The sequence below is a fragment of the Actinacidiphila sp. bgisy160 genome, assembly GCF_965342435.1.
Lineage (GTDB): Bacteria > Actinomycetota > Actinomycetes > Streptomycetales > Streptomycetaceae > Actinacidiphila.
The window spans coordinates 41,248-67,047 of the sequence record NZ_CBDRCM010000022.1 but is presented as its reverse complement, the minus strand read 5'-3'; the positions used below and the strand labels follow the sequence as shown (position 1 = coordinate 67,047).

Annotated in this window: 23 protein-coding genes and 1 pseudogene; 18 read left to right on the top strand and 6 right to left on the bottom strand. The window is 71.6% G+C overall.

Annotated elements, in window-relative coordinates; genetic code table 11:
• Positions 1-3: 3 nt before the first annotated feature.
• The 3 genes from ACRWNP_RS19040 to ACRWNP_RS19030 form a co-directional block, all read right to left on the bottom strand.
• The gene (locus tag ACRWNP_RS19040) at positions 4-1,539 is read right to left on the bottom strand and encodes a protein kinase domain-containing protein (RefSeq protein ID WP_431962838.1); all 1,536 of its coding nucleotides are present in this window, start codon (positions 1,537-1,539) and stop codon (positions 4-6) included.
• Positions 1,536-2,117 carry a hypothetical protein gene (locus ACRWNP_RS19035; protein WP_431962836.1) on the bottom strand — a complete coding sequence of 194 codons (582 nt, stop codon included), beginning with the start codon at positions 2,115-2,117 and terminating at the stop codon, positions 1,536-1,538. The genes ACRWNP_RS19040 and ACRWNP_RS19035 overlap by 4 nt, the downstream gene beginning before the upstream one ends.
• A gap of 100 nt (positions 2,118-2,217) precedes the next feature.
• The gene (locus ACRWNP_RS19030) at positions 2,218-4,227 is read right to left on the bottom strand and encodes an N-6 DNA methylase (protein WP_431962834.1); all 2,010 of its coding nucleotides are present in this window, start codon (positions 4,225-4,227) and stop codon (positions 2,218-2,220) included.
• A 222-nt stretch (positions 4,228-4,449) separates the two neighbouring features.
• Between ACRWNP_RS19030 and ACRWNP_RS19025 the strand changes: the two genes are divergently transcribed.
• The 5 genes from ACRWNP_RS19025 (at position 4,450) to ACRWNP_RS19005 (ending at position 8,357) form a co-directional block, all read left to right on the top strand.
• Positions 4,450-5,187, top strand: coding sequence for a hypothetical protein (locus ACRWNP_RS19025; RefSeq protein ID WP_431962832.1), 738 nt, complete (start codon positions 4,450-4,452; stop codon positions 5,185-5,187).
• Positions 5,188-5,265: 78 nt separating this feature from the next.
• Entirely contained in the window at positions 5,266-5,997 is a 732-nt protein-coding gene (locus ACRWNP_RS19020) for a DUF6585 family protein (protein WP_431962830.1), read from the top strand.
• A 58-nt stretch (positions 5,998-6,055) separates the two neighbouring features.
• Positions 6,056-6,385, top strand: a complete 330-nt coding sequence (locus ACRWNP_RS19015) for a hypothetical protein (protein ID WP_431962828.1) — start codon at positions 6,056-6,058, stop codon at positions 6,383-6,385.
• Between the two features lie 7 nt (positions 6,386-6,392).
• On the top strand, positions 6,393-7,163 hold the full coding sequence (locus tag ACRWNP_RS19010; protein WP_431962826.1) for an HNH endonuclease family protein: 771 nt from the start codon (positions 6,393-6,395) through the stop codon (positions 7,161-7,163).
• A 63-nt stretch (positions 7,164-7,226) separates the two neighbouring features.
• Positions 7,227-8,357 (top strand): DUF6183 family protein, encoded by a 1,131-nt coding sequence (locus ACRWNP_RS19005; protein ID WP_431962824.1) that lies wholly within the window; start codon positions 7,227-7,229, stop codon positions 8,355-8,357.
• Positions 8,358-8,472: 115 nt separating this feature from the next.
• Here ACRWNP_RS19005 and ACRWNP_RS19000 read toward each other — a convergent pair whose 3' ends face one another.
• The 3 genes from ACRWNP_RS19000 to ACRWNP_RS18990 all read right to left on the bottom strand — a co-directional run bounded on the left by ACRWNP_RS19000 (position 8,473) and on the right by ACRWNP_RS18990 (position 12,400).
• The gene (locus ACRWNP_RS19000; protein WP_431962822.1) at positions 8,473-9,072 is read right to left on the bottom strand and encodes a DUF6262 family protein; all 600 of its coding nucleotides are present in this window, start codon (positions 9,070-9,072) and stop codon (positions 8,473-8,475) included.
• The gene (locus tag ACRWNP_RS18995; protein WP_431962820.1) at positions 9,069-11,120 is read right to left on the bottom strand and encodes a tyrosine-type recombinase/integrase; all 2,052 of its coding nucleotides are present in this window, start codon (positions 11,118-11,120) and stop codon (positions 9,069-9,071) included. The genes ACRWNP_RS19000 and ACRWNP_RS18995 overlap by 4 nt, the downstream gene beginning before the upstream one ends.
• 149 nt (positions 11,121-11,269) lie before the next feature.
• Positions 11,270-12,400 carry a tyrosine-type recombinase/integrase gene (locus tag ACRWNP_RS18990; RefSeq protein WP_431962818.1) on the bottom strand — a complete coding sequence of 377 codons (1,131 nt, stop codon included), beginning with the start codon at positions 12,398-12,400 and terminating at the stop codon, positions 11,270-11,272.
• Between the two features lie 122 nt (positions 12,401-12,522).
• On the opposite strand from ACRWNP_RS18990, the pseudogene ACRWNP_RS18985 reads away from it, so the two are divergent.
• The 13 genes and pseudogenes from ACRWNP_RS18985 to ACRWNP_RS18925 all read left to right on the top strand — a co-directional run.
• A pseudogene (locus ACRWNP_RS18985) lies at positions 12,523-13,167 on the top strand (GmrSD restriction endonuclease domain-containing protein); the annotation flags it as partial.
• Between the two features lie 130 nt (positions 13,168-13,297).
• Positions 13,298-13,939 carry a SurA N-terminal domain-containing protein gene (locus ACRWNP_RS18980; RefSeq protein WP_431962816.1) on the top strand — a complete coding sequence of 214 codons (642 nt, stop codon included), beginning with the start codon at positions 13,298-13,300 and terminating at the stop codon, positions 13,937-13,939.
• An 82-nt stretch (positions 13,940-14,021) separates the two neighbouring features.
• Positions 14,022-15,002: a nucleoside triphosphate pyrophosphohydrolase gene (locus ACRWNP_RS18975; protein ID WP_431962814.1), complete on the top strand. Its 981-nt coding sequence runs from the start codon at positions 14,022-14,024 to the stop codon at positions 15,000-15,002.
• A 66-nt stretch (positions 15,003-15,068) separates the two neighbouring features.
• On the top strand, positions 15,069-15,620 hold the full coding sequence (locus ACRWNP_RS18970) for a DUF6479 family protein (RefSeq protein WP_431962812.1): 552 nt from the start codon (positions 15,069-15,071) through the stop codon (positions 15,618-15,620).
• 241 nt (positions 15,621-15,861) lie between these two features.
• Entirely contained in the window at positions 15,862-16,563 is a 702-nt protein-coding gene (locus ACRWNP_RS18965) for an endonuclease V (RefSeq protein ID WP_431962810.1), read from the top strand.
• Positions 16,556-17,821 carry a cytochrome P450 family protein gene (locus tag ACRWNP_RS18960; RefSeq protein ID WP_431962808.1) on the top strand — a complete coding sequence of 422 codons (1,266 nt, stop codon included), beginning with the start codon at positions 16,556-16,558 and terminating at the stop codon, positions 17,819-17,821. Before ACRWNP_RS18965 ends, ACRWNP_RS18960 begins: the two co-directional genes overlap by 8 nt.
• Before the next feature lie 116 nt (positions 17,822-17,937).
• Positions 17,938-18,930, top strand: coding sequence for a transglycosylase family protein (locus tag ACRWNP_RS18955; RefSeq protein ID WP_431962806.1), 993 nt, complete (start codon positions 17,938-17,940; stop codon positions 18,928-18,930).
• 180 nt (positions 18,931-19,110) lie between these two features.
• Positions 19,111-20,391: a phosphopyruvate hydratase gene (gene eno, locus ACRWNP_RS18950; RefSeq protein ID WP_326581391.1), complete on the top strand. Its 1,281-nt coding sequence runs from the start codon at positions 19,111-19,113 to the stop codon at positions 20,389-20,391.
• 84 nt (positions 20,392-20,475) lie between these two features.
• Positions 20,476-20,976: an FtsB family cell division protein gene (locus tag ACRWNP_RS18945; protein WP_431962803.1), complete on the top strand. Its 501-nt coding sequence runs from the start codon at positions 20,476-20,478 to the stop codon at positions 20,974-20,976.
• Positions 20,977-21,005: 29 nt separating this feature from the next.
• Positions 21,006-21,554, top strand: coding sequence for a DUF501 domain-containing protein (locus ACRWNP_RS18940; protein ID WP_431962801.1), 549 nt, complete (start codon positions 21,006-21,008; stop codon positions 21,552-21,554).
• Entirely contained in the window at positions 21,551-22,492 is a 942-nt protein-coding gene (locus ACRWNP_RS18935; protein WP_431962799.1) for an exopolyphosphatase, read from the top strand. Before ACRWNP_RS18940 ends, ACRWNP_RS18935 begins: the two co-directional genes overlap by 4 nt.
• A gap of 364 nt (positions 22,493-22,856) precedes the next feature.
• Positions 22,857-24,224, top strand: coding sequence for an NAD(P)/FAD-dependent oxidoreductase (locus tag ACRWNP_RS18930; RefSeq protein ID WP_431962797.1), 1,368 nt, complete (start codon positions 22,857-22,859; stop codon positions 24,222-24,224).
• A gap of 209 nt (positions 24,225-24,433) precedes the next feature.
• Positions 24,434-25,759, top strand: a complete 1,326-nt coding sequence (locus tag ACRWNP_RS18925) for a class I SAM-dependent methyltransferase (RefSeq protein WP_431962795.1) — start codon at positions 24,434-24,436, stop codon at positions 25,757-25,759.
• The last annotated feature ends 41 nt before the right edge of the window (positions 25,760-25,800 follow it).

Genomic DNA, 25,800 nt, shown 5'->3' with positions numbered 1-25,800 from the left:
GCCCTAACGTCCCACCTGCCCCAGCCAGGTCAGCGTCCGCCGTACCTCCAGCGAGAAGGGGTGGTGCGGGCCGTGCACCCGGTCGGAGTCGTACAGCAGGCGGGACAGCACGTCGTGGGCGGCCGCGCGATCGCCCACCGACAGCAGCAGATGGCCGATCCGGCGCCGCACCTCCAGCGGCAGGTCCGGGTCGGTGGCGCGGTACTGCTCGAAGGAGGGCAGCAGCGCCCGGTACTCGGCGAGTGCCGCCGGGGCCTCGCCCAACTGCTCCAGACACTGGGCGGCCTCGTAGCGGTACTGCAGCGACTGGCGACCCAGCGGCCCCGACTCGGCGGCCAGTTCGTCCGCGAGCCGGCGCAGCTCCGGCAGGGCGCGGCGGTACTGGCCGTCCTCCATCAGCGTGGCCGCGTACTGCTTGCGCAGCATCCGCACGACCGGGGACTGCTCGCCGTGCTTCTCCGCCGCGGCCGGCAGCACCCCGCCCAGGATGTCGACCGCCTGCGTGATGCGGCCGGCGTCGAGCAGCCGCTTCACCTCGTCGACGGCCTCCGCGATGCCGTGGCCCGCGGGAGCCGCGGTCGCGGTCGCGGCCGGGGTGGGGGTGGGCTGCGGCGGGGCGGCCGGCCGGTCCGGCCAGGGAGCGAGCGGGCGCAGGAAGGGGCGGGTGGGGTCCATCGGCCCGAGGGGGCGGTGGACGACGCCGGGCACCGGCAGCAGCGGCGCCAGCCGGCGATAGGTCTCCTGGGCGTCCGCCGGGCGTTGCTGCGGGTCCTTCGCCAGCAGCTGCAGCACCAGTGCCTCCAGCGGCTCCGGCACCTCCGGGCGCACCTGCCGCAGCGGCACGGGCTGCTCGTACAGGTGCCGGTGCAGCACGCCGAGCGCCGTGGCGCCGGCGAACGGGACCGTTCCGCTGACCAGTTCGTGCAGCAGCACCCCGAGGGCGTACAGGTCCGTACGGGGCCCGACGGCGCCGCTCATCGCCTGCTCCGGCGCCATGTACGCGGGCGTCCCGATAGGCGTGCCGGTGTGCGTGAGCCGGGTCGTGTCGGTGTCGAGCACGGAGGCGACGCCGAGGTCCAGGACGACCACGGTGCCGTCCGGACGCACCATCACGTTGCGGGGTTTGAGGTCGCGGTGCACGATCGGCACCGCGTGCACCGCCGACAGCACGGCGCACAGCTGCACCGCGACGGCGACCGCCCACGGCCAGGGGTACGGGTCGTGCTCGGCGAGGTGGTCGGCGAGGTCGGCGCCCTCCACGTACTGCATGACGAAGTACAGCTCGTCGGCGTCGCTGCCCGCGTCGTGGACGGTGACCAGCCCCGGATGGTCGACCTGGGCGGTGACCCGGCACTCCCGCTCGAAGCGCCGGCGCAGCTCCTCGGCGTCGGCGCCGCCGGCCACCTTGTCCGGGCGCAGCAGCTTCACGGCCACCCGCCGGTCCAGCCGCCGGTCGTACGCGGTCCACACCTGGCCCATGCCGCCCTGGCCGAGGACCGTGGCCAGCTCGTAACGGCCGGCGACGATCCGTCCGTTCACCGACCGCCCTCCTGCTTGCGCAGCAGGTCGCTCAGCTCGTCCAGTTCGGCCCGCACCTGGTTGATCCGCGGTGGGTGCGGGGGCGGGGGCACGGGCGACTGCGGCGGTACGGGGGCCTGCGGCGCGGGGGACGGGGGCGGGGTCGTGCGGTACGGGTTGTAGTCCACCGGCGGCTGCGGCGGCGCCGGGTGGTGGGGCTGCGGGTACGGCACGGTCGTGGCGTACGACGGGTAGCCGGGCACCGCGGCCGCCCGGTGCAGCGCCAGGTCGGCCACCAGGTAGTGGACGCCGACCAGGGGGACGAGGGCGATGGCGGTGAGCATCGCCACGTCGGTCCAGGGGCTCTCCTCCGGCAGCGTGCCGACGGTCGCGAAGGAGGCGATGCTCACCGCGGTGCAGATCCAGAAGAACACCCAGTCCATGGTCCGGCGCCGCTGGATGGCCAGGTGCAGCAGCGGGAGGCCGGACAGGAAGCCGCAGCTGATCGCGGTGATCGTGAGGAAGATGGCACGGAGCGTGATCGCCGTGGCCTTGGACTGAGCGGGTGGGTACGGCGGGACCGGGCCGGGGCCGTTCATCACTGCTCTCGGACTCCCTGGACATCAGTGCGGAGGACAGCTGCGGGTGGTATCGCGAGAGTATCCGCCGTCCCCGACGGGCTGTCACCCGATCCCGTAACTATTCGGGACGCACCGTGCCGTCGGTCAGCCCGTCGTAGAGCCCCTGCACCAACTGCTCACCCAGCTGTCCCGCCAGCCGCAGGGCCTCCTCGAAGGCGGCCATGGTGCGGAAGCGTTCCCCGTACCGGCGTTGTTCGGACAGCGGCAGCCGCGGCACCTGGAGCCGGCGGACGTCCAGCCGGGTCGCGGTGGAGGCGTAGCTGCTGGCCTGGCGGTTGTTGGCGGTACCGCGCAGGAAGCCGGCGAGGAACCAGGGGTCCAGGGCTGCCGGGTCGGGGCGCAGCAGGTGGAGGTTGCGGCCGAGGGCCGCCCCCGCGGTGGCGGCGTCGACGACACGGGCGGCCGGGCCCCGGCCGAGCACCGGCACGACCACGTCGCCCTCCCGCGTCAGGACCGGCTCCTCCGCGGTCGGTACTTCGGGCAGGGTGCCGCTCGGGGCGCCGCCGCCGAGGACGTCGTGCTCGGTGAGCACGGCGGGACCCTCGCCGGGGCGGGCGCCCCCGGTGCCGCCCGCGCGCAGCACCAGCGCTCCGGCGCGGGCCAGCTCGCCGACCGTGGTGAGCGGCCAGCGGGCGGGCTCGGCCGCCCCGGCGGGGGCGGGGGCGAGTTCGGCGGTGCGCAGCAAGGTGAGGGCCAGCCGGTCGCGCACCCCAACGAGTTCGGCCGCCCCACCGCCCGCGGCGGGCGGCGGCAGATGGCGGGCGGGGGCCAGGTCCACGTCGTCGTCGAGCAGGTCGATGACCTTCAAGGCGCGGCTGACCCCGGGCCGCTCCTCCGTGGTGCCGTGCCGGTCGAAGGACTGCCAGGCGTCCAGTACGGTGGCGCGCACCGTCTGCCAGGGCACCTTCTCGCCCCCGGGGGCGGTGTCCTGCGCCCCCGCGGTGTCGACCAGCAGCAGATGCGGGGAGGCCGCTGTGCCGCCGTCCGGCCTGCGCAGCACCCACAGGTGGAGCGGGATGCCGTACGGGGGCGCGGCGCCGGCCGGGAGCGCGACCACCGCGCGCAGGGTGCCGCGCCGCAGCAGGTCGGCGCGGATCCGGCGGCCGGAGCGGCGCGAGGCGGCGGCGGGCGGCATCAGCAGCACCACCGTCCCACCCTCCCGGACCCGCGCCAGGCAGTGCTGCACCCAGGCGAGTTCGGACTCCGTGCGGGCCGGGAAGCCGTACTCCCAGCGGGGATCGTAGGCGAGCTCCTCGTGACCCCAGTTGCGCTCGTTGAACGGCGGGTGGCACAGCACCGCGTCGGCTGCGAGCCCGGGGAAGGCGTCGGCGCGCAGGCTGTCGCCGCCGGCCACCCGTACCACCGCGGCCGGGTCGGCGTGCAGCGCCAGCCGCAGCGCCGCCAGCGCGGCCAGGTCCGGGTCGGCCTCCTGGCCGTACACCTCGTGCGGGGCTTCGACGGCGCGCAGCAGGGTGCCGGTGCCGCAGGCGGGATCCAGCACGGTGCGGGCGGGGCCGGCGAGCGCGGCCATCAGCTCGGCGGGCGCGGGCGGGGTCAGCGTGTACTGCCGGGGGTTGGCGTCCAGATAGCGCCCGAGCAGGAACTCGTAGGCCTGGCGCGGGCCCATTCCGGCGGCGAGCCCGGCCGCGCCGCGCAGCAGTTCGGCGTCGAGGGGGGTGCCGAGGGCGAACCGTCCCCCGAAGTGCCGCTCGAAGAGTTCCCGTACGGCGTCCTCGGCCGCCGCGCCCTCCAGCTCGGGCGCGCCGGCTGGACGTTCACGGACCAGCAGGCAGACGGCGCCGGCCTGCCGGAGCGCGGCCGCGGTGCCCACCGGATGGGACTCGGCCCGCTGCCAGACCCGTTCGCGCAGCGGGACCTCGGCCAGTTTGCCCTGGGCGCGGAGCCAGCTCTCGACCTCGGACAGCGCGAAGGCCGGGCTGGTGTCGGTGCCCCCCACCGGCTTGGGGAAGTCGGCGTGCCTGCGGCGCCAGTTGCTGACGGCCGCCCGCCCCACCCCGGCCAGCCGTGCGATCCCGGCGGCGGTCACCTCGCTTGCGTTCTCCGGCACCTGGCTGGCTCCCTTCCCGTGCGGGGTGCGGCTGTGGCCACGAGCATACCGGTGAACACAAGGCGTACCCCTTCACGCCGTGAATCCATGTGAATCGAGAATTCGTGTTGACTCGGTTCACAGCTCATGCTGTGATTGTCCCATCGGTTCACGGAGTTCCTGGGGCGTTCGGCCGGCCCGCAACCGTCATCCACACGCTGTCCACCAAGGGGGACGACCCTCATGACCACCACTCGCGGCGCGCTCACGGCGCTCGGCTGTCTCACCGCCGCCCTCACCATCGCCGCCTGCGGACCGCTCGACAGCACGGCGGAACCGGCCTCCACGGCTCTCGCCGACCAGCCGTCCGCCACCATCGAGAAGAAGGCCGTGGCCGCCATGAAGTCCGCCCCGGCGATGACCGTCGCCCTCGACGGCATCTCCGACGGCGAGCGGATGAAGTTCCGCATGACGATGAGCACGGCCGGCGACTGCAAGGGCGAGGTCACCGTCGAGGGCGGCACCGTCCGGCTCGTCAAGGCGGGCCCCTCGCTCTACATGAAGGGCGACGACGCCTTCTGGAAGGCCCAGGGCTCCGACGGTGCCGCCATGAAGGAGCTGCTCGGCGACCGGTGGATGAAGACCAAGGCCGACACGCCGGACAACAAGGACCTCGTCGAGGCCTGCGACCTCGACGCGTTCCTCGCCGAGCTCGAGAAGGACTCGGACGGCGACCTGGGCGGGAAGAAGGGCGAGCCCGCCACCCTCGCCGGTACGCCCGCCGTGCCGATCACCAGCAAGGACGGGGCCGAGACCACCACCGCCTACGTGGCCACCGAGGGCAAGCCGTACGTGCTCAAGGTGGTCGTCAAGGGCGGCAAGGAGCCTGGCACCATGCTCTTCTCCGACTTCGACAAGCCGGTGGAGATCACCGCCCCGGCGGCCAAGGACGCCGTCGACATCGACAAGCTCGCCGGCTGAGGCCGCCGGCCACGATGTTCGGGCCCTGGCGCGCGCCGCGCCAGGGCCGTCCCCTTCCCGAGAACGGCGGAACGCACCATGGAAGACCGGATACCCGACGACATCGCGGCCCTCGCCGCGGCCGAGGGCCTGGGGCGGCACCGCCTCACGATCCTGCCGAAGCGGCACGGCTTCCTGATGACGTGCAACTTCGTGTTCATGATCCTCGTGGGGCTGGCCTGCTTCGTGCTGCCCGGCATCTGGTTCCTCCACCACGCCCTGCGGACCCCGAACTTCTCCCGCAAGGCCGCCGCCCGCCGGCTCCACTTCTTCGAGTTCGGGCTGATCGAGATCGACCACGCCGGTGTCCCCGCCGCCTTCCGCTGGGACTCGATGACGGTGCTGCAGGAGATCACCGATTCCTACGTCAACGGCGTCCACGTCGCCACCGGTTACCGCTACACGCTGCACAAGGGCGACGGCACCGTGCGGAAGATCCTCAACTTCTACGCGGAACCGGAGCGGTGGGGGCCGTTCATCCAGCAGGAGGTCGCCGGGTTCCAGCTGCCGGGGATGCTGCGGATGCTGGAGGAGGGGCGGACGCTGACCTTCGGGGACATCTCAGTCAACCGTACCGGCGTCGCCACGTCCCGGCGCGGGGCCGTCACCTGGCCGGAGATCGAGGACGTCCGGGTCGCCGACGGCGTGCTCGTGCTGAAGAAGGCCGGCAAGTCCCTGTCCTGGTCCTCCAGGAAGGTCAAGGACATCCCGAACTTTTTGCTCTTCCTCGCACTTGTGGACGAACTGCGCCGAACCGCCGTCATGCGCTGACCGTTCGGCCGTCGCAGGCCCCCTGACGGGCCGCGGCTCCCACCTCTACAGTGCCAAGGTGCGTACAACCAGGGCGGGAACGGCAGCGGTGGCCGTCGTCGTGCTGCTCGGCGCGGGTCTGGCCGGGTGCACTGGCGAGGACCTCGGAGGCGGCACGGGCAGCGGCGCCGGGAGCGACGCGGTCCCGAAGGGCAGCGCGCTCAAGGCGGTGGACGAACTGGCGGTGAAGGGCCGGGCGCCCAAGACCGGCTACGCGCGGAACGAGTTCGGCGCGGCCTGGGTGGACACCGACCACAACGGCTGCGACACCCGCGTTATCTCTATGCTTCGCGCTGTGGCATGTCCGTTCTCGCAGCGTATGCAGGATGTGGTCGGCTGTGCGTACTGAGAGGCACATGAGTCACAGGCCGCTGCGTGCGCGCGGGAAGAGGGTCGTCCTTACGGTCACCATCGCCGTCACGCTCGTCGCAGGCTGTGATGGTATGGAGCCGGGCGGAAGCTCCGCCGGATCCGGACCGGACGCCGCTGCCGGGCGGGCGGCGAGCCCGCTGACGAATCCGGACGGAACCAAGCCGGGGCTCGGCGCGCTCACGTCGGAGGCGGAAAAGGCGAAGGCGCGCAAACTCGTCGAAGAACTCAGAGTCAAGGGGCGTGGGCCGAAGACGGGCTACGAACGGGACGAGTTCGGCTATGCGTGGATGGACACGGCGGATGGGGTGCCGCTGGCGAGGAACGGTTGTGACACCCGGAACGACTTGCTGAAACTCCATGGACGGGACGTCCAGTTCCGTACGGGTTCCGACTGTGTGGTCGTGTCGATGAACCTGTACGACCCTTACACCGGCAAGGACATCGCCTGGAAGAAAGCCAAGGCCACCGAGGTGCAGATCGACCACGTGGTGCCGTTGTCGTACGCCTGGCAGATGGGTGCCTCACGTTGGAGCAAGGAGAAGAGGCAGCAGCTGGCCAACGACGCGCTGAATCTCCTGCCGGTCTCGGGCTCCACGAACTCCGCCAAACGCGATTCGGGTCCGGCGTCCTGGCTGCCGCCGAACAAGTCGATCCGGTGCTCGTACGCGGTCCGCTTCGCACAGGTTACGGAAAAGTACGAGCTCCCGGTGACGGCCCCGGACAAGAGGATGATGCTTAAGCAGTGCGAGGGCTGAGAGGGCTGTGGTGACCTGGGGAAATAATGTCGCTTCGCTGCGCGACGCATAGGCTCCATTGCCGTGGCTGACCGCATACAGAAGATCGTGACGAAGCTGCCGGGCCTGAAGAGCGTCACCGAAGTCTGGAAGACGGCTGACCGCAGTCTCGGGCGGGGAGACGCTGATTTCGTCGCGGACCTCGCTATCGCGCTCGCCGGGGCTTACGCCTCTGACGCCGGGCGGATATGGCAGTACAGGAGCGTCTTCGACTACCTGCTCCGGCTGCTGGCCACTACGCCCGACCCCGGCAACGTCGCCCAAGCACTGCGGCTGGTTTCTTCCGCGGAGGCCGCTGACAGGAAGCTGGACCGCTATACCGCCTCCCTGCTGGCCTCCAGCCAACCGACCGAGGAGCTCGCAGTGGCGTTCACTGGACACGCCACTGAGGAACTTCGGGCGTGCCTGGTCCATGAGCTGGTGCTCAGAGGCGTCGACGTCGCGGAGTCGCCGGGGATCGCCGGGTGGGCGACGTCGCCGCACTGGAGGCATCATCCTCTGGGTTGGCTGCCGTTGACCCTGTTGGAGCTGGAAGGCCGACCGGATCTGCCGAGTTACAGCGCGCGCGGTGGCAGCCACTCGATGCCGTACGGCCCGCCGGCGAACCGTGAGGTGCCGCGTGATGACCGGGCGCCCGTGCCGCCGGTCGAGGAGACGACGACCGAAGCCGTTGCCAAGACCACCGGCGTTGCTGTGACGAACTGGGCCGAGGAGTCGAATGGCCGGGTCGAAGCACGAGTCTTCGATCTGGCAGCTCCTCTGGAAGCCGAGTCGGTTCCGAGGATGCTGTTGGCACTCGGGCTGAAGTGCCTGGAAGGCGCCGGGACGAAGAAAGCCGCCCTATCGGTTGCGGCCTGCCCGCCAGAGCACCCATGGCGGGTTCTCTTCGCCGCCGCGTCCACGGGCGGTGCCTACAACTCCGGCGTCCGAGGTGCCTACGGCCGGCTGGCCGCCTGGCAGTCCGTAGCCGGCCTCTCCGGTGCGGAACAGGGCTGCCCCGCGGAAGAGGTCGAGGCGGTGGCACGGGCATGCGCTTGGTATGCATTTGGCGCCGACACCAAGTGGTTCGAGCGTGTGGCCTGGGATATCGGCCTCGTCGCGGTCTCTGCAGAACGCCGACGGCTGGCGATGCTGGCCGCGACGGACACCGACTGAGCGCGGTCCTGACCGGTGCGTGGGGTCAAGTCCTGACCACTTCGTCGGCCTTCCTCGCGGCTGTCCGGAAGACGGCATGAAAGCCGGACGGCCGCGAGTCGGCGGTATCGCGAGACTATGGGGACGGAACGGCCCGCATGGCACGGCGAAGACCGGCTCGCGCGGCGGTGAGGTCGTCCTCCGCCTCACGCAGTTGGCCCTCCAGGGCGGTGATCCGATCCCTGGCCTCCGACAGCGCTTGCTCCAGCGCGGTATTCCGCCGCTCGATCTGCTGTACCCGCTCGATCAGCTCGTGCTGGTTCACGCCCTCCAACTCGGCGCCGAGAGAGAGCCTGACCCGGTTGCGGAGCCGATCGCGCTCCTTCTTGAGGTCCTTGATCTCTTCGCGGGCCAGTGCAAGGTCCGTCCGCAACCCGGCCGGAGACACCTGGGACGCTTCTGGAGTGTGGGAGTTCTGGCGACCTCGCGTTCGCTGGGCGGTGAAGCCGTCCTGAACGGCCTGGTGCACCTGAGGCTGGTTGTAGACGAACCACGTGGACACCGAGGCCTCCCGTGCCACTTGGGCGACGGTGATCCGTTGCCCCGAGCGGAGAAGGGCATCCACGGCGTCGAGTGCACGCCTCGTCTTTTCTTCGCTGTCCTTGGCGCGGCTGACGCGCAGCCGCTCGATCCGAGCGTTCCGGTCGTTGCCGCTGGCAGCAGCAGGGATCTTCATTCCGAGCTCCGTGTCGTCAGCGACTGAAGGGGGACGAAGGCCGCTGCCGAACGTGCCTTGCGCAGCTCGCGTGAGGCGGATTCGACGGCGGCCCGCTCCTCGGCGGGCATCGCGTCCAGCTTCCGCCGCATCTCGTCGGCCGACTTCGAGTAGGCGCGGACCTGGTCGTCGAGATTGTGCACGACCCAGTCGGCGGCCTCCATGGCCAGGGCGGCCTCCTTGTCGGCCCGCAGGTCCGCGATCTGCTGTTCCAGGGCGGGGAGGTAGGAGGGATCGGGCCGGTAGAAGTCGCATCCGGCGCACTGGAAGCGGATGCGGCAGTGCCCGCCGCCGGCTTTGACGTTGCTCGGCTCGGTGCAGCCGCCATAGGGAACCCCGACGCTTTCCACCTCGTAGGCGAGGGGGTCGCTGAACCCGCGGGCGGCTCCGTGCCGGTCGACGGCGAGTGCCGCGACCGTGCGCACGGCCTCCTGCTTTCGGCTGAGGGAAACCTTGTAGTAGCCCATGGTGACGTCCAGCGAACGATGGTCCATGAGTTCCCGCAGGACGTCGGGGCGGGTGCCCGCGTCCGCATGGCGTTGGGCGTACGCGTGGCGGAAGCCGTACGGGACGATCTGGGTGCGGTCGTAGGCGAGCAGGGCGCCGTCCTCGTCGAGACGGTCGTCCACAAGGTCAGGGATCAGTTCGTCGACCCAGTTCCGGAAGATCCGGTTGCAGAAATGCGAGGTGTTCAGATGCCCGCGGCGTGGACGATTGCGCTGTCCTGGAGAGGGAAACAGCCACTGGGCGCAAGCCGGTACGGCCGGTAGCGCATAGAGCTCCTTCTGCCAGGATTCGATCAGTTGGGCGGTGCTCTCCGAGATGGGCAGACGACGGCCGTGTCGTCGCCGCTTGTGGTTGTCGTAGATCAGCGTCGGTTTGCCGTCGACCCGCTCCAGGCAGTCGCGGCGCAGGCTGGTGACTTCGCCCGGACGCCGACCGGTGTCCCGGAGGACCGCGTAGACCACCTGATACATCCGCGCGAAGTCGGCGGCCGTCCAGCCGCCGCTCGTGTACCCCGTCGAGGTGCCCAGCAGACCCAGGTGTGCGTCGAGTTGGGCGATGATGTGCTCGGGGATCGCACGGCCGAGATCGTCCTCGGTCACCTCCACGGCGGCGATGCTGTGGAAGCGGGGGTTGAGCGCGAAGCCGCCGGGCACGTGATCCATCATCTCGGCCTGACGGGCGTAATCCAGGAACGTGCGCCAGTGACGGAGCAGGGCTCTGCGGTGGCTGGTGGAGTAGTCGTGACCGTCCTCGGGCCGCTTGGTGATCCGGAACAGGTCCACTACGGCGTTCATGTCAGTCATGGCGAGGCGCTCCGGCTCATCCCCGTGGGGGCGGCCTGCCAGCGCAGAGGACGCGATGGTCGCGGCGTAGACGGTCTGCCGCAGGTTCATGACGTTGGGGCGTGCCGTGCGGCCGTACTCCTTGACCAGTTCCCGCAGCCAACGCTGCCGTACCGGACGGAAGTCGATCTTGCCGTGGACGGCGGCGTACTTGCGACCGCGTCCGGCCGTCAGCCCGATGAGAGCGCACTCCCAGATGTCGCCCGAGGTCGGATCGGTGCCCTCGAACTCGACGCGTGCGCGTCGGAGGTGCAGGAGAACACCGTTCAGGACGCCGGAGGCCGCAGCCGGAAGCCCGGAGGAGAAGGAGGCGTCCAGGTCAAGGAGCGAGCCGAGTTCGGAGGGGAGTCCGGCCACAATGCGGCGCACTCGCTGGGGGACCAGGCTGATCCCGGCGTCGTCGCGCTGCTGGAGCCCGTAGAGGAGCTCCTGGCGGACCGCTGGGCTCACATCGGCGAGCGAGAACTGGGAGACGCCGGGCATCGCCCCGTTCGCGGAGGTGTTGGGCCTACGGCGGGACGGATCCGGAATGTGCGTGGTGTCGAAGTCCGTGGGGTTCCCCAGGAGGTATCGGGCTTTCCGGCAGGCGTCGCACCGGGAACCGTTGCTCGCCACATGGGTGGTACAGGAGGCCACGGAGCAGACGAACACGCTGGTCATCGGGTTACCGGGATCGGCAGTGAACAGTGCCTGAACGGGGTCCCACTCATCTGCCCGCCAACTCGACGGAATGCGCGCCGCGAGCCATGACGGCCAATCCGGTTCAGCGGAGACGGAGGCGACGCCAGCCGAGCGGAGAGGTGCAACGGTCATCGCAGCAGCTCCGAGGCGAGACTGTCGACGGCCGCGACGGCTGCGCGGAGATCCTCGTCCTGGGCGTGCAGGTACACGGCGGTGCTAGCCGAGGAGGCGTGGCCCAGGAGCGTCTGTACGACGTCCGGAGCGACCCCTTTACGGATCCAGCGGGTGGCGGCAGTGTGCCGCATCATGTGCGGCCGGGCGGTCAGACCGCAGCGCCTCCCGATCCGTTCGACCACTTGCTTGGCGTTGGAATACGACAGGGGGCGTCCCGCGTGGACGCCGACGAGGTTGACGAAGACGTAGTCACAGTCGGCGGAGCCGACTGCCTGTTCACGCTCGGCGAGGTGATCGCGATACCGATGCACCACCTCTGGCGTCAGCGGAACCATGCGAGGGCGCCCGGCTTTGGCCCGTGCCCCGTTGACGTTGTCCTGTCGTGGCCTGACGTGCAGGTGCGCGCCACCGGTCCGGCAGCCGAGGTGGGTGGAGTCCGGGAGCAGGTGCATGTCCTCACGCCGCAGCCCGAGGGCTTCGCCGATGCGGAGGCCCGCCTCCACCAGGACGGTCAGCAGCAGCCGGTCACGCGCGGTGCGAGCGGCGTCGAGGACCTGATCCATCTGGGCGCTGGTGAGGGTCTGCGGCGTCCGCTCGATCTCCGGCGCCTTCAGGACGCGGGCTTTGATCATCAGGTGCTGGCCGCCCTCGCCGGGATCGAAGCCGGCCGGGGCGTGGGCGAGGAAGCGCGGCTCGCTGAGACGCGCGGCGACTTCGTGGGTCACGTGTCCCTGGACGGCGCAGAAGCGGAGGAACTCGCAGACCGCGGTGAGCGTGGCGTTGACCGTTTTGGCGGACGGAGGCCGCCCGTACCGGGTCGGTGTCCGCTCGACGTGGAACTTGAACAGACTCATGTCCCCGAGCCGGAGGGTCCTCCAGTCGGTACCCCGCTCTACGCACCAATTGAGGAAGCGGCCGATTCTGGGGATGTACGCGCGCTGTGTCTGCGGTGACCGCCCGGCTCCGCGCAGGTACAGGGAGAACGCACGGGCTTCGGGGTGGGGCGCGTACGTCTCCCCGTCGACCAGGAGCCAGGTGGTCTCGCCGGTGGTGGGCGAGACGGCCTTCTCCGTGCGTAACGTCATGGATCTGCTTCCTGTCTCCGTCGTCACTCATGTGCCTCACGGCATGACTGATAACGGTGAGGGACAGGAGTGGGTTACGGCTGTGCCTCATGTGCATCGCGATCGGGAGAGGGATAGAGATAACCCGCGACGACATACTCCGCCGCGACCTCACCGGCACCTCCTTCCGCGCCGACCGGGGCGGGGACTGCGTCGTCGCCTCGGGCACCCTCGACGACCCGTACACCGGCAGGCGGATCGACTTCATACGCGGCCGCAGCACGGTCGACATCGACCACGTCGTGGCGCTCAGCGACGCCTGGCAGAAGGGCGCCAAGTACTGGTCCCGCGACAAGCGCACGCAGCTCGCCAGCGACCCGCTGAACCTCCTCGCCGTCGACGGCCCGACCAACCGCGGCAAGGGCGACGGCGACGCCGCGACCTGGCTGCCGCCGGACAAGGCCTTCCGCTGCCCGTACGTGGCCCGGCAGGTGGCGGTGAAGAAGAAGTACGGGCTGTGGGTCACCGGGGCCGAGAAGGCCGCCATGGTGAACGTGCTGGACACCTGCCCCGACGAGCCCCTGCCCGACGCCGGCAGGCCGGTGACGTCCGGCGGCGGCGGCTCCGGTTCCGGCGAGGGGAAGGAGGGCACCGCCCCCTTGCCGGATGCCTCGTACGCGAACTGCGCCGCCGCCCGCGAGGCCGGCGCCGCCCCGCTGCACCGCGGCGACCCCGGCTACTCCCGGTCGCTGGACCGGGACGGCGACGGGACCGCCTGCGACACCTGAGGTGTCGCGGATCGTTTGTGCAGTGTGTTGTGCAGAGTGCTGGATATCCCGGCGCCCCGCTCAATATCCTCGATCACTGCATCACTGCCAGGTCGTGCACCGTCGCTCGATCCCTTGCCGGGAGGCAAAAATGCTCCGCCGCAGGACTGCTCTCTCCGCCACCGCCGCCGCAGCCGTGCTGCTCGCGGCACCACTGCTGACCTCCTGCGGCACACCGCACGCGGGTGCCGCGGCCGTCGTGGGCGGCGAGCAGATCACCGTGGAGGCGGTGCAGGCGAAGGTCGCCGCCGTGCGCGCCGCGCAGGAGAGGACCCCGCAGGCCGCCCAGCTCATCGAGGCCAGCAGCGATCTCCAGCGCAACGTCGTGCACCGGCTCGTGCAGAACGAGGTCATCGAGCAGGCGGCCGACGACATCGGCGTGTCCGTCACCCGGCGCGAAGTCCAGGCCGCCCGGACGGCCAGCGAGCAGCAGGCCGGCGGCAAGGCGGCCCTGGAGGCCCAGCTGCTGCAGACCTACGCGATGGTGCCCGCCGACATCGAGGAGAGCATCCGCACCGACCTGCTGATGCAGAAGGTCGCCGCCCACTACGGCGCCGACGTGCAGACCCCCGAGGGCCAGACGGCGCTGATCAAGGTGCTGCGCGACACGTCGAGGAAGCTGAGGATCGACGTCAACCCGCGCTACGGGATGTGGAACTCCGACAAGCTCGACCTGGACGCCACCAAGGACCCCTGGCTGTCCGAGGTGACCCGCCGCAGCGCCCAGGCCTGACGCACCGCGGAGGTGGGGCGGGGGCCGAACGCGGGTCCGGCCCCCGCCCCGGCGCCGTGGCGCGGCGAGGTAGTTTCGTCGGGTGGACCACTCCGATGACTCCGCCCGCCCGGGCCGCCTGGTACTGCTGACCACCACCCACCGGGTCGCCCCCGGCCTGCTCTCCTGGCCCGCCTGGGAGCTGCTGCGCGCCGCCGACCTGGTCGTCTGCCCCGACCCGGGGCACCCGCAGCTGCCGTACCTGCGCGAGGCCGGGGTCGCCGTCGAGACGTCCGCGCCGACCGGGCGGGAGCTGACCGACCTCACCGGGGGCGGCCGCACCGTGGTCTACCTGGCCGGCGGCGAGGGCGACCGCGCCGTCACCGACGAGCTCGCCCGGCTCGGGGGTTCCGGCCGGGTCCGTATGCCGGATCTGGAACTGCTGCCCGGCTCCTACGACCTGCCGGGCGCGCGGCTGCTCGACCTGGTGCAGGTGATGGACCGGATCCGCCGCGAGTGCCCCTGGAGCAGCGTCCGTACCACCGAGGAGCTGGTGAAGTACGGCATCGAGGAGATCTACGAGCTCGCCGAGGCCGCCGAGGAAGGCGACCGGGACGCCCTGCGCGAGGAGCTCGGCGACGTGCTGCTGCAGGTCGTCTTCCACGCGCGGATCGCGCAGGACGACCCGGAGGAGCCGTTCTCGATCGACGACGTCGCCGCCACGATCGTGGACAAGCTGATCCACCGGCACCCGCACGTCTTCGGCGACGAGGTCGCCGAGACGGCGGACGACGTCCGGGAGCACTGGCTGCGCACCAAGGCGGAGGAGAAGCGGCGCGGCTCGGTCACCGAGGGCATCCCGCTCGGCCAGCCCGCACTCGCCCTCGCCGCCAAGCTCGGCTCGCGGGCCCGCCAGGCGGGCCTGTCGGTGCCGGTCCCGGACCAGGACGCCGCCGAGACCGGGGACCGCCTGCTGGCGCTCGCGCTCGCCGCCCAGGCGGCCGGCATCGACCCTGAGTCCGCCCTGCGTGCCGCCGCGCGCCGCTACCGGGACGCGATTCTGGAGGCCGAGAAGACCGGCTGACCCGCCGCGGAGGATCTCCTTCCGCTGGTGTGCGTCAGCATGGGGCAAAGCGGGTAAAAGGGATATATGCGAGCACTGGAACAGATCCAGCTGGCCGTGCCGCACGACTACATCGTCGGCATCGCGCCGTTGATAGTGGGCATCTTCCTGGTCGGGATCCTGGTCGGCGCCGTGTCGATCGGGATGTGGGCCCGGAGCAAGGAACCGCCTCCCGAGCAGAAACCGCAGCCCCGTGGCGGGGCGTGGCACACCCGCGAGGAGTACGGGCGGGAGACCGCGGCCGACCACGGGCCCGGCCACCAGGACGGCGAGCGGCACACGCTCACCGAATGGCGGGAGCCGGACGAATGGCCGCAGGATGGCATCCGGCGCCTCCCGCACTCCCTGAAGGGCTTCGGCAACTGGGGCTCCCACGGTGTGAGCGGCCCCGAGGGCACCCGCAGCCCGGCGGGCACCCGCAGTGCCGAGGGCACCCCCGGCCCCGGGGGCACCCGCGGCTTCGAGGGCGGCACCCGCAGCCCCGCGGGGACCGCGGGCGGGTTCCAGGGCGGCGTCCCCAGAGGCGCGCCGACCCGCTCCGGGCCGGGACAGGAGGAGAGCGGCAAGGAAGAGCACTGAGCCGCGGCCGCCGGGCCCGGCCGCGAGCGGCCCCGGGCGCCGTGTCGTCAACCGCCCTCCCCCGGCCTTCGGCCGGGGGATCACTCACCCGGCGACGTCCGGCGCGGCACCCCCAGCCCTCGGCCGGGGGTGCCGCGCTACGTCGTCGAATCATCCGAGTAGCCCACGACGAGGCCGGCTCTCCGCCTTGCGATGCACCGCACCTGGGGGCACCTCCCAGCGGCGGCCTAGGCTGGCGGCCATGCGCATCGACGTACCGCACGCGTGGCCGCGCGGCGAGGCGGAGGCCCTGGCCCTGCAGGACCGGCTCCGCCCCCTGGCGGACCACCACGGCCCCGGCCCGCAGCGGCCGCGGTACGTGGCGGGGCTGGACGTGGCCTACGGCGGCGGTCACGGTGTCGAGGGCGACACCGTCGCCGCCGCCGTGGTCGTGCTCGACACCGCGACGCTGGCCCCGGTCGAGCAGGTCACCGCGACCGCCCGGGCGGGTTTCCCGTACGTTCCCGGGCTTTTCGCCTTCCGTGAGCTGCCCGTGCTGATCGACGCGCTGGAGAAGCTCTCCGTCACGCCCGACCTGCTGCTCTGCGACGGCCAGGGGCTGGCGCACCCGCGCCGCTTCGGGCTCGCCTGCCACCTGGGGGTCGTCACGGGCCTGCCGGCCGCCGGGGTGGCGAAGACGCCTTTCGTCGGCACCTGGGACCCGGCCTCGCTCGGCGACGCCCGGGGATCGGGTACGCCGCTGGTGGACGCGGGGGAGACGGTGGGCCGGGTGCTGCGGACGCAGACCGGGGTGAAGCCGGTCTACGTCTCCACCGGCCACGGCGTCGACCTGGACACCGCCTGCCGTCACGTGCTGGCCCTGGCCCCCTCCTACCGCCTCCCGGAGACGACCAGGCTCGCCGACCGGCTCAGCCGCGACCGGCTAACGTCATGGGATGCATGACAGCGTGACCCCCGACCCCGGTATCCCGGCCGCCCCCGAGCTGTTCACCTGGCAGTTCGCGAGCGATCCGTACCCCGCGTACGCCTGGCTGCGCGAGCACTCCCCGGTGCACCGCACGACCCTGCCCAGCGGGGTGGAGGCCTGGCTGGTCACCCGGTACGCGGACGCCAAGCGGGCGCTCGCCGACGCACGGCTGAGCAAGAACCCCGTCCACCACTCCGAACGCGCCCACGCCAAGGGCAAGGTGGGCATCCCGGGTGAGCGCAGCGCCGACCTGATGACGCACCTGCTCAACATCGACCCGCCCGACCACACCCGACTGCGGAGGCTGGTCTCCAAGGCTTTCACCCCGCGCCGGGTGGCCGCGTTCGCGCCGCGGGTACAGGAGCTCACCGAACGCCTGATCGACGGTTTCGCGGCCAAGGGCGAGGCGGATCTCATCCATGAGTTCGCCTTCCCGCTGCCGATCTACGCCATCTGCGACCTGCTGGGCGTCCCCGCCGAGGACCAGGACGACTTCCGCGACTGGGCCGGCATGATGATCCGGCACGGCGGCGGGCCGCGCGGGGGAGTGGCGCGCTCGGTGAAGAAGATGCGCGCCTACCTGCTGGAACTGATCCACCGCAAGCGCTCGGAACTCGGCGACGACCTGATATCCGGGCTGATCCGGGCCAGTGACCACGGTGAGCACCTCACCGAGAACGAGGCCGCCGCGATGGCCTTCATCCTGCTCTTCGCCGGCTTCGAGACGACCGTCAACCTCATCGGCAACGGCACCTGGACACTGCTGCGCCACCCGGAGCAGCGGCGGCTGCTCCAGGACTCCCTCGCCCGCGGCGAGCGCGGACTGCTGGCCACCGCCGTCGAGGAACTACTGCGCTACGACGGCCCGGTGGAACTGGCGACCTGGCGCTTCGCCACCGAACCGCTCACCGTGGGCGGGCAGTCCGTCGCCGCCGGAGACCCGGTGCTCGTCGTCCTGGCGGCGGCCGACCGCGATCCTGCGCGCTTCGCCGACCCGGACGCCCTGGACCTGTCGCGCCGTGACAACCAGCACCTCGGGTACGGTCACGGCATCCACTACTGCCTCGGCGCGCCGCTCGCCCGGCTCGAGGCGCAGTCCGCGCTGGCGACGCTGCTGACCCGGTTGCCGGACCTGCGACTGGCCGCCGATCCGGCCGACCTGAGGTGGCGAGGCGGCCTGATCATGCGCGGTCTGCGGACACTGCCGGTCTCCTTCACACCGGAAAGTGACTGACATGGCGTCAGAACGTGATCTTGGCGTGATCCTTGAGACATCGACTTGTGATGCATGGGCCAAGACCACTACGGTCTGGCGCCATCGCAGTATTCGAATGTGAAAGGCGATGGCGCATGCTGAAGTCCGGGAACGGCCGACACCGCAAGCCGCGTCAGGCCCCGACCGCAGTGGTCGCGGTCGCGGCGACCGGGGCGGGCCTCACGCTCCCCCTCTTCGCAGCGAGCGGCGCCAGCGCCGCCGACGCCAACAGCACCTGGAACGCGGTCGCCATGTGCGAGAGCGGCGGTCTGTGGAGCTCGAACACCGGCAACGGGTTCTTCGGCGGCCTGCAGATCACCGAGGAGACCTGGCAGCAGTACGGCGGCGGCCAGTACGCCGAGCGCCCTGACCTCGCCAGCCGCAACGAGCAGATATCCGTGGCCGAGAAGATCCTCGCGGAGCTCGGCCCGGACGCGTGGTCCGGCTGCGCCGACTCCTCCGGCCTCACCGACGCCCTCGACAGCCTGCTGCACGGCGGCCACGGCCCCGACGGGCAGGGCTCCGGCGACACCACCGGTTCCGGCGGCGACACCACCGGCACCACCTCCCCGGGCGCCGGCGACGACACCGCCGGCACGACGTCCCCGGGCACCGGTGACGACACGACCGCCACCCCGGACGCCGACGCGACCGAGAGTCCCGACGCCTCCGCGACCTCCTCCGCGGACGGCGAGGGTCAGGGCAAGCACCGCAAGCCGGACGGCGGCACCGCCACCGACGGCACGGCCACCGGGGACTCCAGGGGATCCACCGGGACCCAGGGGCACGGCCCCAGCGGCCTGCCGGCCCACTTCGTCGAGGGGGAGGCCGCCTGGGGCGTCATCCCGCTCACCCCCGACACGCGCGCCGAGACCAAGAAGGCCGACACCGGCCGGGACAGCGGCACGAGCGCCAAGAACACCACCGCCGGCCGTTACCTGGTGCAGGAGGGCGACTCGCTCTGCGAGATCGCGATGGAGCAGCACGTGCCGGGCGGCTGGCGCGGCCTGTACGACGCGAACCGCGACGTCATCGGCGAGGACCCGAACGTGATCACCGCAGGCTCGTACCTGAACCTCGGCCGCTGAGCCCCGCGCGCCGCCGGGCCGGGAGTCCACCTCCGCCCGGCGGACGCCGGCCGACATCGGGCTGAACTTTCTCCTCCGTTCCGAGCACGGGCATGTCCATCCCCTGAGCGTGCCCGGCCGGGGCTTTTCGGGTCGGTTAGGCTCATGCCGAAACGAAGAGACATCCAGAAGGAGACTCACGTGCCGTCCATCGACGTCGTCGTAGCCCGGGAAATCCTCGACTCGCGAGGCAACCCCACCGTCGAGGTCGAGGTCGGCCTCGACGACGGCAGCACGGGCCGTGCAGCCGTCCCCTCCGGTGCGTCCACCGGTGCGTTCGAGGCCCTCGAGCTCCGCGACGGCGACAAGAGCCGTTACCTGGGCAAGGGCGTGGAGAAGGCCGTCCTGGCCGTCATCGAGCAGATCGGCCCGGAGCTGGTCGGCTACGACGCGACGGAGCAGCGCCTGATCGACCAGGCGATGTTCGACCTGGACGCCACCCCGGACAAGTCCTCGCTCGGCGCCAACGCCATCCTCGGTGTCTCGCTGGCCGTGGCCCACGCCGCCTCCGAGGCCTCCGACCTGCCGCTCTTCCGCTACCTGGGCGGCCCGAACGCCCACGTGCTGCCGGTCCCGATGATGAACATCCTGAACGGCGGCTCGCACGCCGACTCCAACGTGGACATCCAGGAGTTCATGATCGCACCCGTAGGCGCGGAGTCCTTCTCCGAGGCCCTGCGCTGGGGCGCCGAGGTGTACCACACCCTCAAGGCGGTCCTGAAGGAGCGCGGCCTGTCCACGGGCCTCGGCGACGAGGGCGGCTTCGCCCCGAACCTGCCGAGCAACCGCGACGCCCTCGACCTGATCGTCGAGGCCATCAAGAAGGCCGGCTACCAGCCCGGCCAGGACATCGCGCTCGCGCTCGACGTGGCCGCCTCCGAGTTCTACAAGGACGGCGGCTACTCCTTCGAGGGCAAGTCCCTGTCGGCGGCCGAGATGACCGCGTACTACGCCGAGCTGGTCGAGGCGTACCCGCTGGTCTCCATCGAGGACCCGCTGAACGAGGAGGACTGGGACGGCTGGAAGACCATCACCGAGCAGCTCGGTGACAAGGTCCAGCTGGTCGGCGACGACCTGTTCGTCACCAACCCCGAGCGTCTGCAGCGCGGCATCGACAGCGGCACCGCCAACGCGCTCCTGGTCAAGGTCAACCAGATCGGCTCGCTGACCGAGACCCTCGACGCGGTCGAGCTCGCCCAGCGCAACGGCTACAAGTGCATGATGTCGCACCGCTCCGGCGAGACCGAGGACGTCACCATCGCCGACCTCGCCGTCGCCACCAACTGCGGCCAGATCAAGACCGGCGCCCCCGCGCGCAGCGAGCGCGTCGCCAAGTACAACCAGCTGCTGCGCATCGAGGAGATCCTCGATGACGCGGCGGTGTACGCCGGCCGCTCCGCGTTCCCCCGCTTCAAGGGCTGACGTCGTCCGGTGCCGCCCGCCGCGCCCGCGGCGGGCGGCACCGTGCGCCAGCAAGGGCCACCCGAACCCCCACCGGAGGTGCACGTGCCGGATCGCTTCTCCACCGCGACGCGCATCCGTGCCCTCGGGGCACAGGCGCAGGCCCGCGTCTACCGCGCGGCCGGCCGCCCGCGGCCCTCGCTGCCCCGCGGCCGCAACCGGCTGACCGGACGGGCCGCGCTGCTGGCGCTGGTCGTCTGCGCCCTGGTCGTGGCCCTGGCCTACCCCATGCGCCAGTACGTGGCGCAGCGCTCGCAGATCGCCGACCAGCGCAAGCAGGCCGAGCAGGCGCGCAAGCGGGTGGACGAGCTGCGCGAGGAGAAGGCCCGCTGGCAGGACCCGGAGTACGTCAAGGCGCAGGCCCGGGCCCGGCTTCACTACGTACTGCCGGGCGAGACGGCGTATACGGTGGTCAAGCCCAGTGGGGCCGCGGCCTCCGAGGACGCAGGCGCCCGCCACAGCGACAGCGCGGCCCGCCGCCCCTGGTACGCCAACCTGTGGGACGGCGTCGACCACGCGGACGCCGCCACCGCAGCACACCGTTGACGCACGCCCCGAAAGAGACACGCCCAGGCATGGAAAAGCCCCCGCCGCAGACCGAGCACGCCCCGCCCACCGAGGCGGACATCGCCGCCTTCAAGGAGCAGCTCGGCCGCCCGCCGCGCGGCCTGCGGGCCATCGCGCACCGCTGCCCCTGCGGCAACCCCGACGTGGTGGAGACGGCGCCGCGCCTGGAGGACGGGACGCCGTTCCCGACGCTGTACTACCTGACCTGTCCGCGCGCGGCCTCGGCGATCGGCACCCTGGAGGCCGAGGGCGTCATGAAGGAGATGACGGCCCGCCTCGCCGAGGACGAGGAACTGGCCGCCGCCTACCGCGCCGCGCACGAGGACTACATCGCCCGCCGGGACGCCATCGAGGTCCTGGAGGGCTTCCCCAGCGCCGGCGGCATGCCGGACCGGGTGAAGTGCCTGCACGTCCTGGTGGGCCACTCCCTCGCGGCCGGCCCCGGGGTGAACCCGCTGGGCGACGAGACGATCGCGATGCTGCCCGAGTGGTGGCGCAAGGGCCCGTGCGTGAGCCCGTGCGGCGGCGCCGGGCAGGACGAGGGGGAGAGCCGGTGACCCGGGTCGCCGCCATCGACTGCGGTACGAACTCCATCCGCCTGCTCGTCGCGGACGCGGATCCCGCGACCGGCGAGATCAAGGACCTGGACCGCCGGATGACCATCGTCCGGCTCGGGCAGGACGTGGACCGCACCGGCCGGCTCGCTCCCGAGGCGCTGGAGCGCACCTTCGCGGCCTGCCGCGAGTACGCGGGCGTGATAGCGGAACTGGGGGCCCGGACGGTCCGTTTCGTGGCCACCTCCGCCTCCCGTGACGCCTCCAACCGGGACGACTTCGTGCGCGGGGTGGTGGACATCCTCGGCGTCGAGCCGGAGGTGATCACCGGCGACCAGGAGGCGGAGTTCTCCTTCACCGGCGCCACCAAGGAGCTGGCCGGACGGGCGGACCTGGAGCGTCCCTTTCTGGTCGTGGACATCGGCGGCGGCTCCACCGAGTTCGTCGTCGGCGACCGCCATGTGACGGCCGCGCGCTCAGTCGACGTCGGCTGCGTGCGGATGACCGAGCGCCACCTGGTCCGCGACGGCGTGGTCACCGACCCGCCCACCGCCGGGCAGGTCGCCGCCATGACGCGGGACATCGACGCCGCCCTCGACCTCGCCGAGCGGACCGTCCCGCTGCGCGAGGCACGCACGCTCGTCGGGCTGGCCGGGTCCGTCACCACGGTCGCCGCGATCGCGCTGGACCTGCCCGAGTACGACTGGGCCGCCATCCACCACTCCCGCATCCCGGTCGGGACGGTGCGTGAGATCAGCGCGCGCCTGCTGGCCGCCACGCACGCCGAGCGCGCCGCGATCCCGGTGATGCACCCGGGGCGGGTCGACGTGATCGGCGCCGGGGCCCTGGTGCTGCTGCGGATCATGGAGCGCACGGGCGCCCGCGAGGTCGTGGTCTCGGAGCACGACATCCTCGACGGCATCGCGTGGAGCATCGCCTGAGCAGGGACTTTGCCATCTGAGCGGGTCTGGGGGGCGGGTGTGACACGCCCGCCGGGAAAACTTCGTGAATTTCTTCACATGAAAGTTCCCGCCGGACGGCCCAACTTTTCGAGGCCGGGGTCTCCCTTGACCCCCAAAGCCCTTGGTGCACACGTGGTTCGCCTGCCCTGCCGGAAGGTGGCGGGGTGTCCCCGGATGCCGATCACCGCTGGTCGGAGGGGGCGCTCAACGCCCGCGCGACCTTCCGGGTTCCCCCTGGGCGCTGTGGCCCTGGTCACGAAGCGGCGCAGTGTAGCAGAGGGCAGCAGAAACCTTGTGAAGGGGCTCACGAGGTACCCCCTGGGGCGTGGTGAATACTCGAAGCATGAGCACCACGGAGCGTCCCAGGATCCTCGTAGTAGGCGGAGGGTACGTCGGCCTGTACGCGGCGCGGCGCATCCTCAAGAAGATGCGTTACGCGGAAGCGACGGTCACCGTCGTAGACCCGCGCTCGTACATGACGTACCAGCCCTTCCTGCCGGAAGCCGCCGCCGGCAGCATCTCCCCCCGCCACGTCGTGGTGCCGCTGCGCCGCGTGCTCCCCAAGGCGGAGGTCCTCACCGGCCGGGTCACCACCATCGACCAGGACCGCAAGGTCGCGGTCGTCGAGCCGCTCGTGGGCGAGACCTACGAGCTGCCCTTCGACTACCTGGTGATCGCGCTCGGCGCCGTCTCCCGCACCTTCCCGATCCCCGGCCTCGCCGAGCACGGCATCGGCATGAAGGGCGTCGAGGAGGCCATCGGCCTGCGCAACCACGTGCTGGAGCAGCTCGACAAGGCCGACTCCACCACCGACGAGGACGTCCGACGCAAGGCGCTCACCTTCGTCTTCGTCGGCGGCGGCTTCGCCGGCGCCGAGACGGTCGGCGAGGTCGAGGACATGGCCCGTGACGCGGCCAAGTACTACACCAACGTCAAGCGCGAGGACATGCGCTTCATCCTCGTCGACGCCGCCGACAAGATCCTCCCCGAGGTCGGCCCGGAGCTGGGCACCTGGGGTCTTGAGCACCTGCGCGAGCGCGGCATCGAGGTCTACCTCGGCACCTCCATGACCTCCTGCGTCGACAAGCACGTGGTGCTCGCCAACGGCCTGGAGGTCGACGCCTCCACCATCGTGTGGACCGCGGGCGTCAAGCCCAACCCCACGCTGGCCAAGTACGGCCTGCCGCTCGGCCCGCGCGGCCACGTGGACACCGCCGCCACGCTCCAGGTCCAGGGCACCGACTACATCTGGTCCGCCGGCGACAACGCCCAGGTCCCCGACCTGGCTTCCGGTCCCGGTGCCTGGTGCCCGCCGAACGCCCAGCACGCGCTGCGCCAGGCCAAGGTGCTCGGCGACAACGTGGTGTCCGGCATGCGCGGCTTCCCGCAGAAGGAGTACAAGCACGCCAACCTGGGTGCTGTGGCCGGCCTCGGCCTGCACAAGGGTGTGGCCCTGATCCGCTTCGGCAAGCTCAAGCTGAAGTTCAAGGGCCGCCTGGCCTGGTACTTCCACCGCGGTTACCACGGCATGGCGGTGCCGACCTTCAACCGCAAGATCCGGGTCATCGCCGACTGGACGCTGGCGATGTTCCTCAAGCGCGAGGTCGTCTCGCTCGGTGCCATCGAGAACCCGCGCGAGGAGTTCTACGAGGCCGCCAAGCCGGTCCCGGCCGCGGCGGTCACCGCCGAGGCCGCCAAGGTCAAGGCCTGAGCAGGCACCTGCGCAGGTAACAGTCCGGCCGAAGGGCGTCCGCCATCCGTGGGGCGGGCGCCCTTCGTCGTGCCCGTGTCCCTGGCCCCGCGGCACAGGACATGAGATGGGTAGAGGTAAAGAAGCGGTAGTGCGGGAATGTCGGTGTATCCCGCATCCGTTTCTCAGCCCAGTGGACCCGTCTTCATGGAGGCACGGAGGTACGCGCCATGGCCGATGCGGCCGGACGACTGACCGCCCTCGCCGAGCAGGCGCTCGGCGTCCCGCTCCCACTGCGCATCCGCGCGTGGGACGGCAGCGAGACCGGACCGCCCGATGCCCCGGCCCTGGTCGTACGGCACCGCCGGGCGTTGCGCCGGCTGCTGTTCAAGCCCGGCGAACTCGGCCTGGCCCGTGCCTGGGTGTCCGGTGAACTCGACGTCGACGGCGACCTGTACGAGGCACTGGACCGGCTCTCCGGGCTCGTCTGGGAGCGCCCCGCCGAGGGGGGCGGGGCGTCACCGCGCCGCCTGCTCGGCCTCGCGCGCGACCCCGGGACCTACCGGCTGGCCCGCGAGGCCCTCGCCCTCGCCGGCCCCGGCCTGCCGCCGCCCCCGCCGCCGGAGGAGGTCCGCAGGCGCTCCGGGATGCTGCACAGCCCCATCCGGGACCGGCAGGCGATCAGTCACCACTACAACGTCGGCAACGACTTCTACGAGCTGGTGCTCGGCCCGTCCATGGTCTACTCGTGCGCCTACTGGGAGGGGCCCGACGCGACCCTGGAGGACGCCCAGCGGGCCAAGCTGGACCTCATCTGCCGCAAGCTGGAACTGCGGCCGGGGCAGCGGCTGCTGGACGTCGGCTGCGGCTGGGGCTCGATGGTGATGCACGCCGCCGAGCACTACGGCGTCCACGCCACCGGTGTCACGCTCTCCACCGAGCAGGCCTCCTACGCGCGCAAGCGGGTCGCCGACGCCGGGCTCGCCGACCGGATCGAGATCCGCGTGCAGGACTACCGGGCGGTCGCCGACGGGCCGTACGACGCCATCTCCTCGATCGGCATGGCCGAGCACGTGGGCCGTGAGCGCTACCGGCAGTACGCCGGGGTGCTGTACGGACTGCTGCGGCCCGGCGGGCGGCTGCTCAACCACCAGATCGGCCGCCGCCCCTGGGAGGACGAGGAGGCCTACCACGTCGACGAGTTCATCGACCGGTACGTCTTCCCCGACGGCGAGCTGGCCCCGCTCGGCTCCACCGTCTCCCGGCTGGAGGAGGCCGGGCTCGAGGTACGGGACGTGGAGGCGATCCGCGAGCACTACGCGCTGACGCTGCGGCAGTGGGTCGCCAACCTGGAGGCCCACTGGGCCGACGCCGTGCGTCTCGCCGGGGCCGGCCGCGCCCGTGTCTGGCGGCTCTACATGGCGGCGTCCGCGCTCTCCTTCGAGCAGAACCGCATCGGTGTCAACCAGGTCCTCGCCGTCCGCCCGGCCAAGGACGGCGGCTCCGGGATGCCCCGGACCCGGGCCGACTGGCTGGGCCGGGACCGGCAGGCCTGACCCGCCGCGGGGCGGGGGCCGTCGAGGACCCCCGCCCCGCG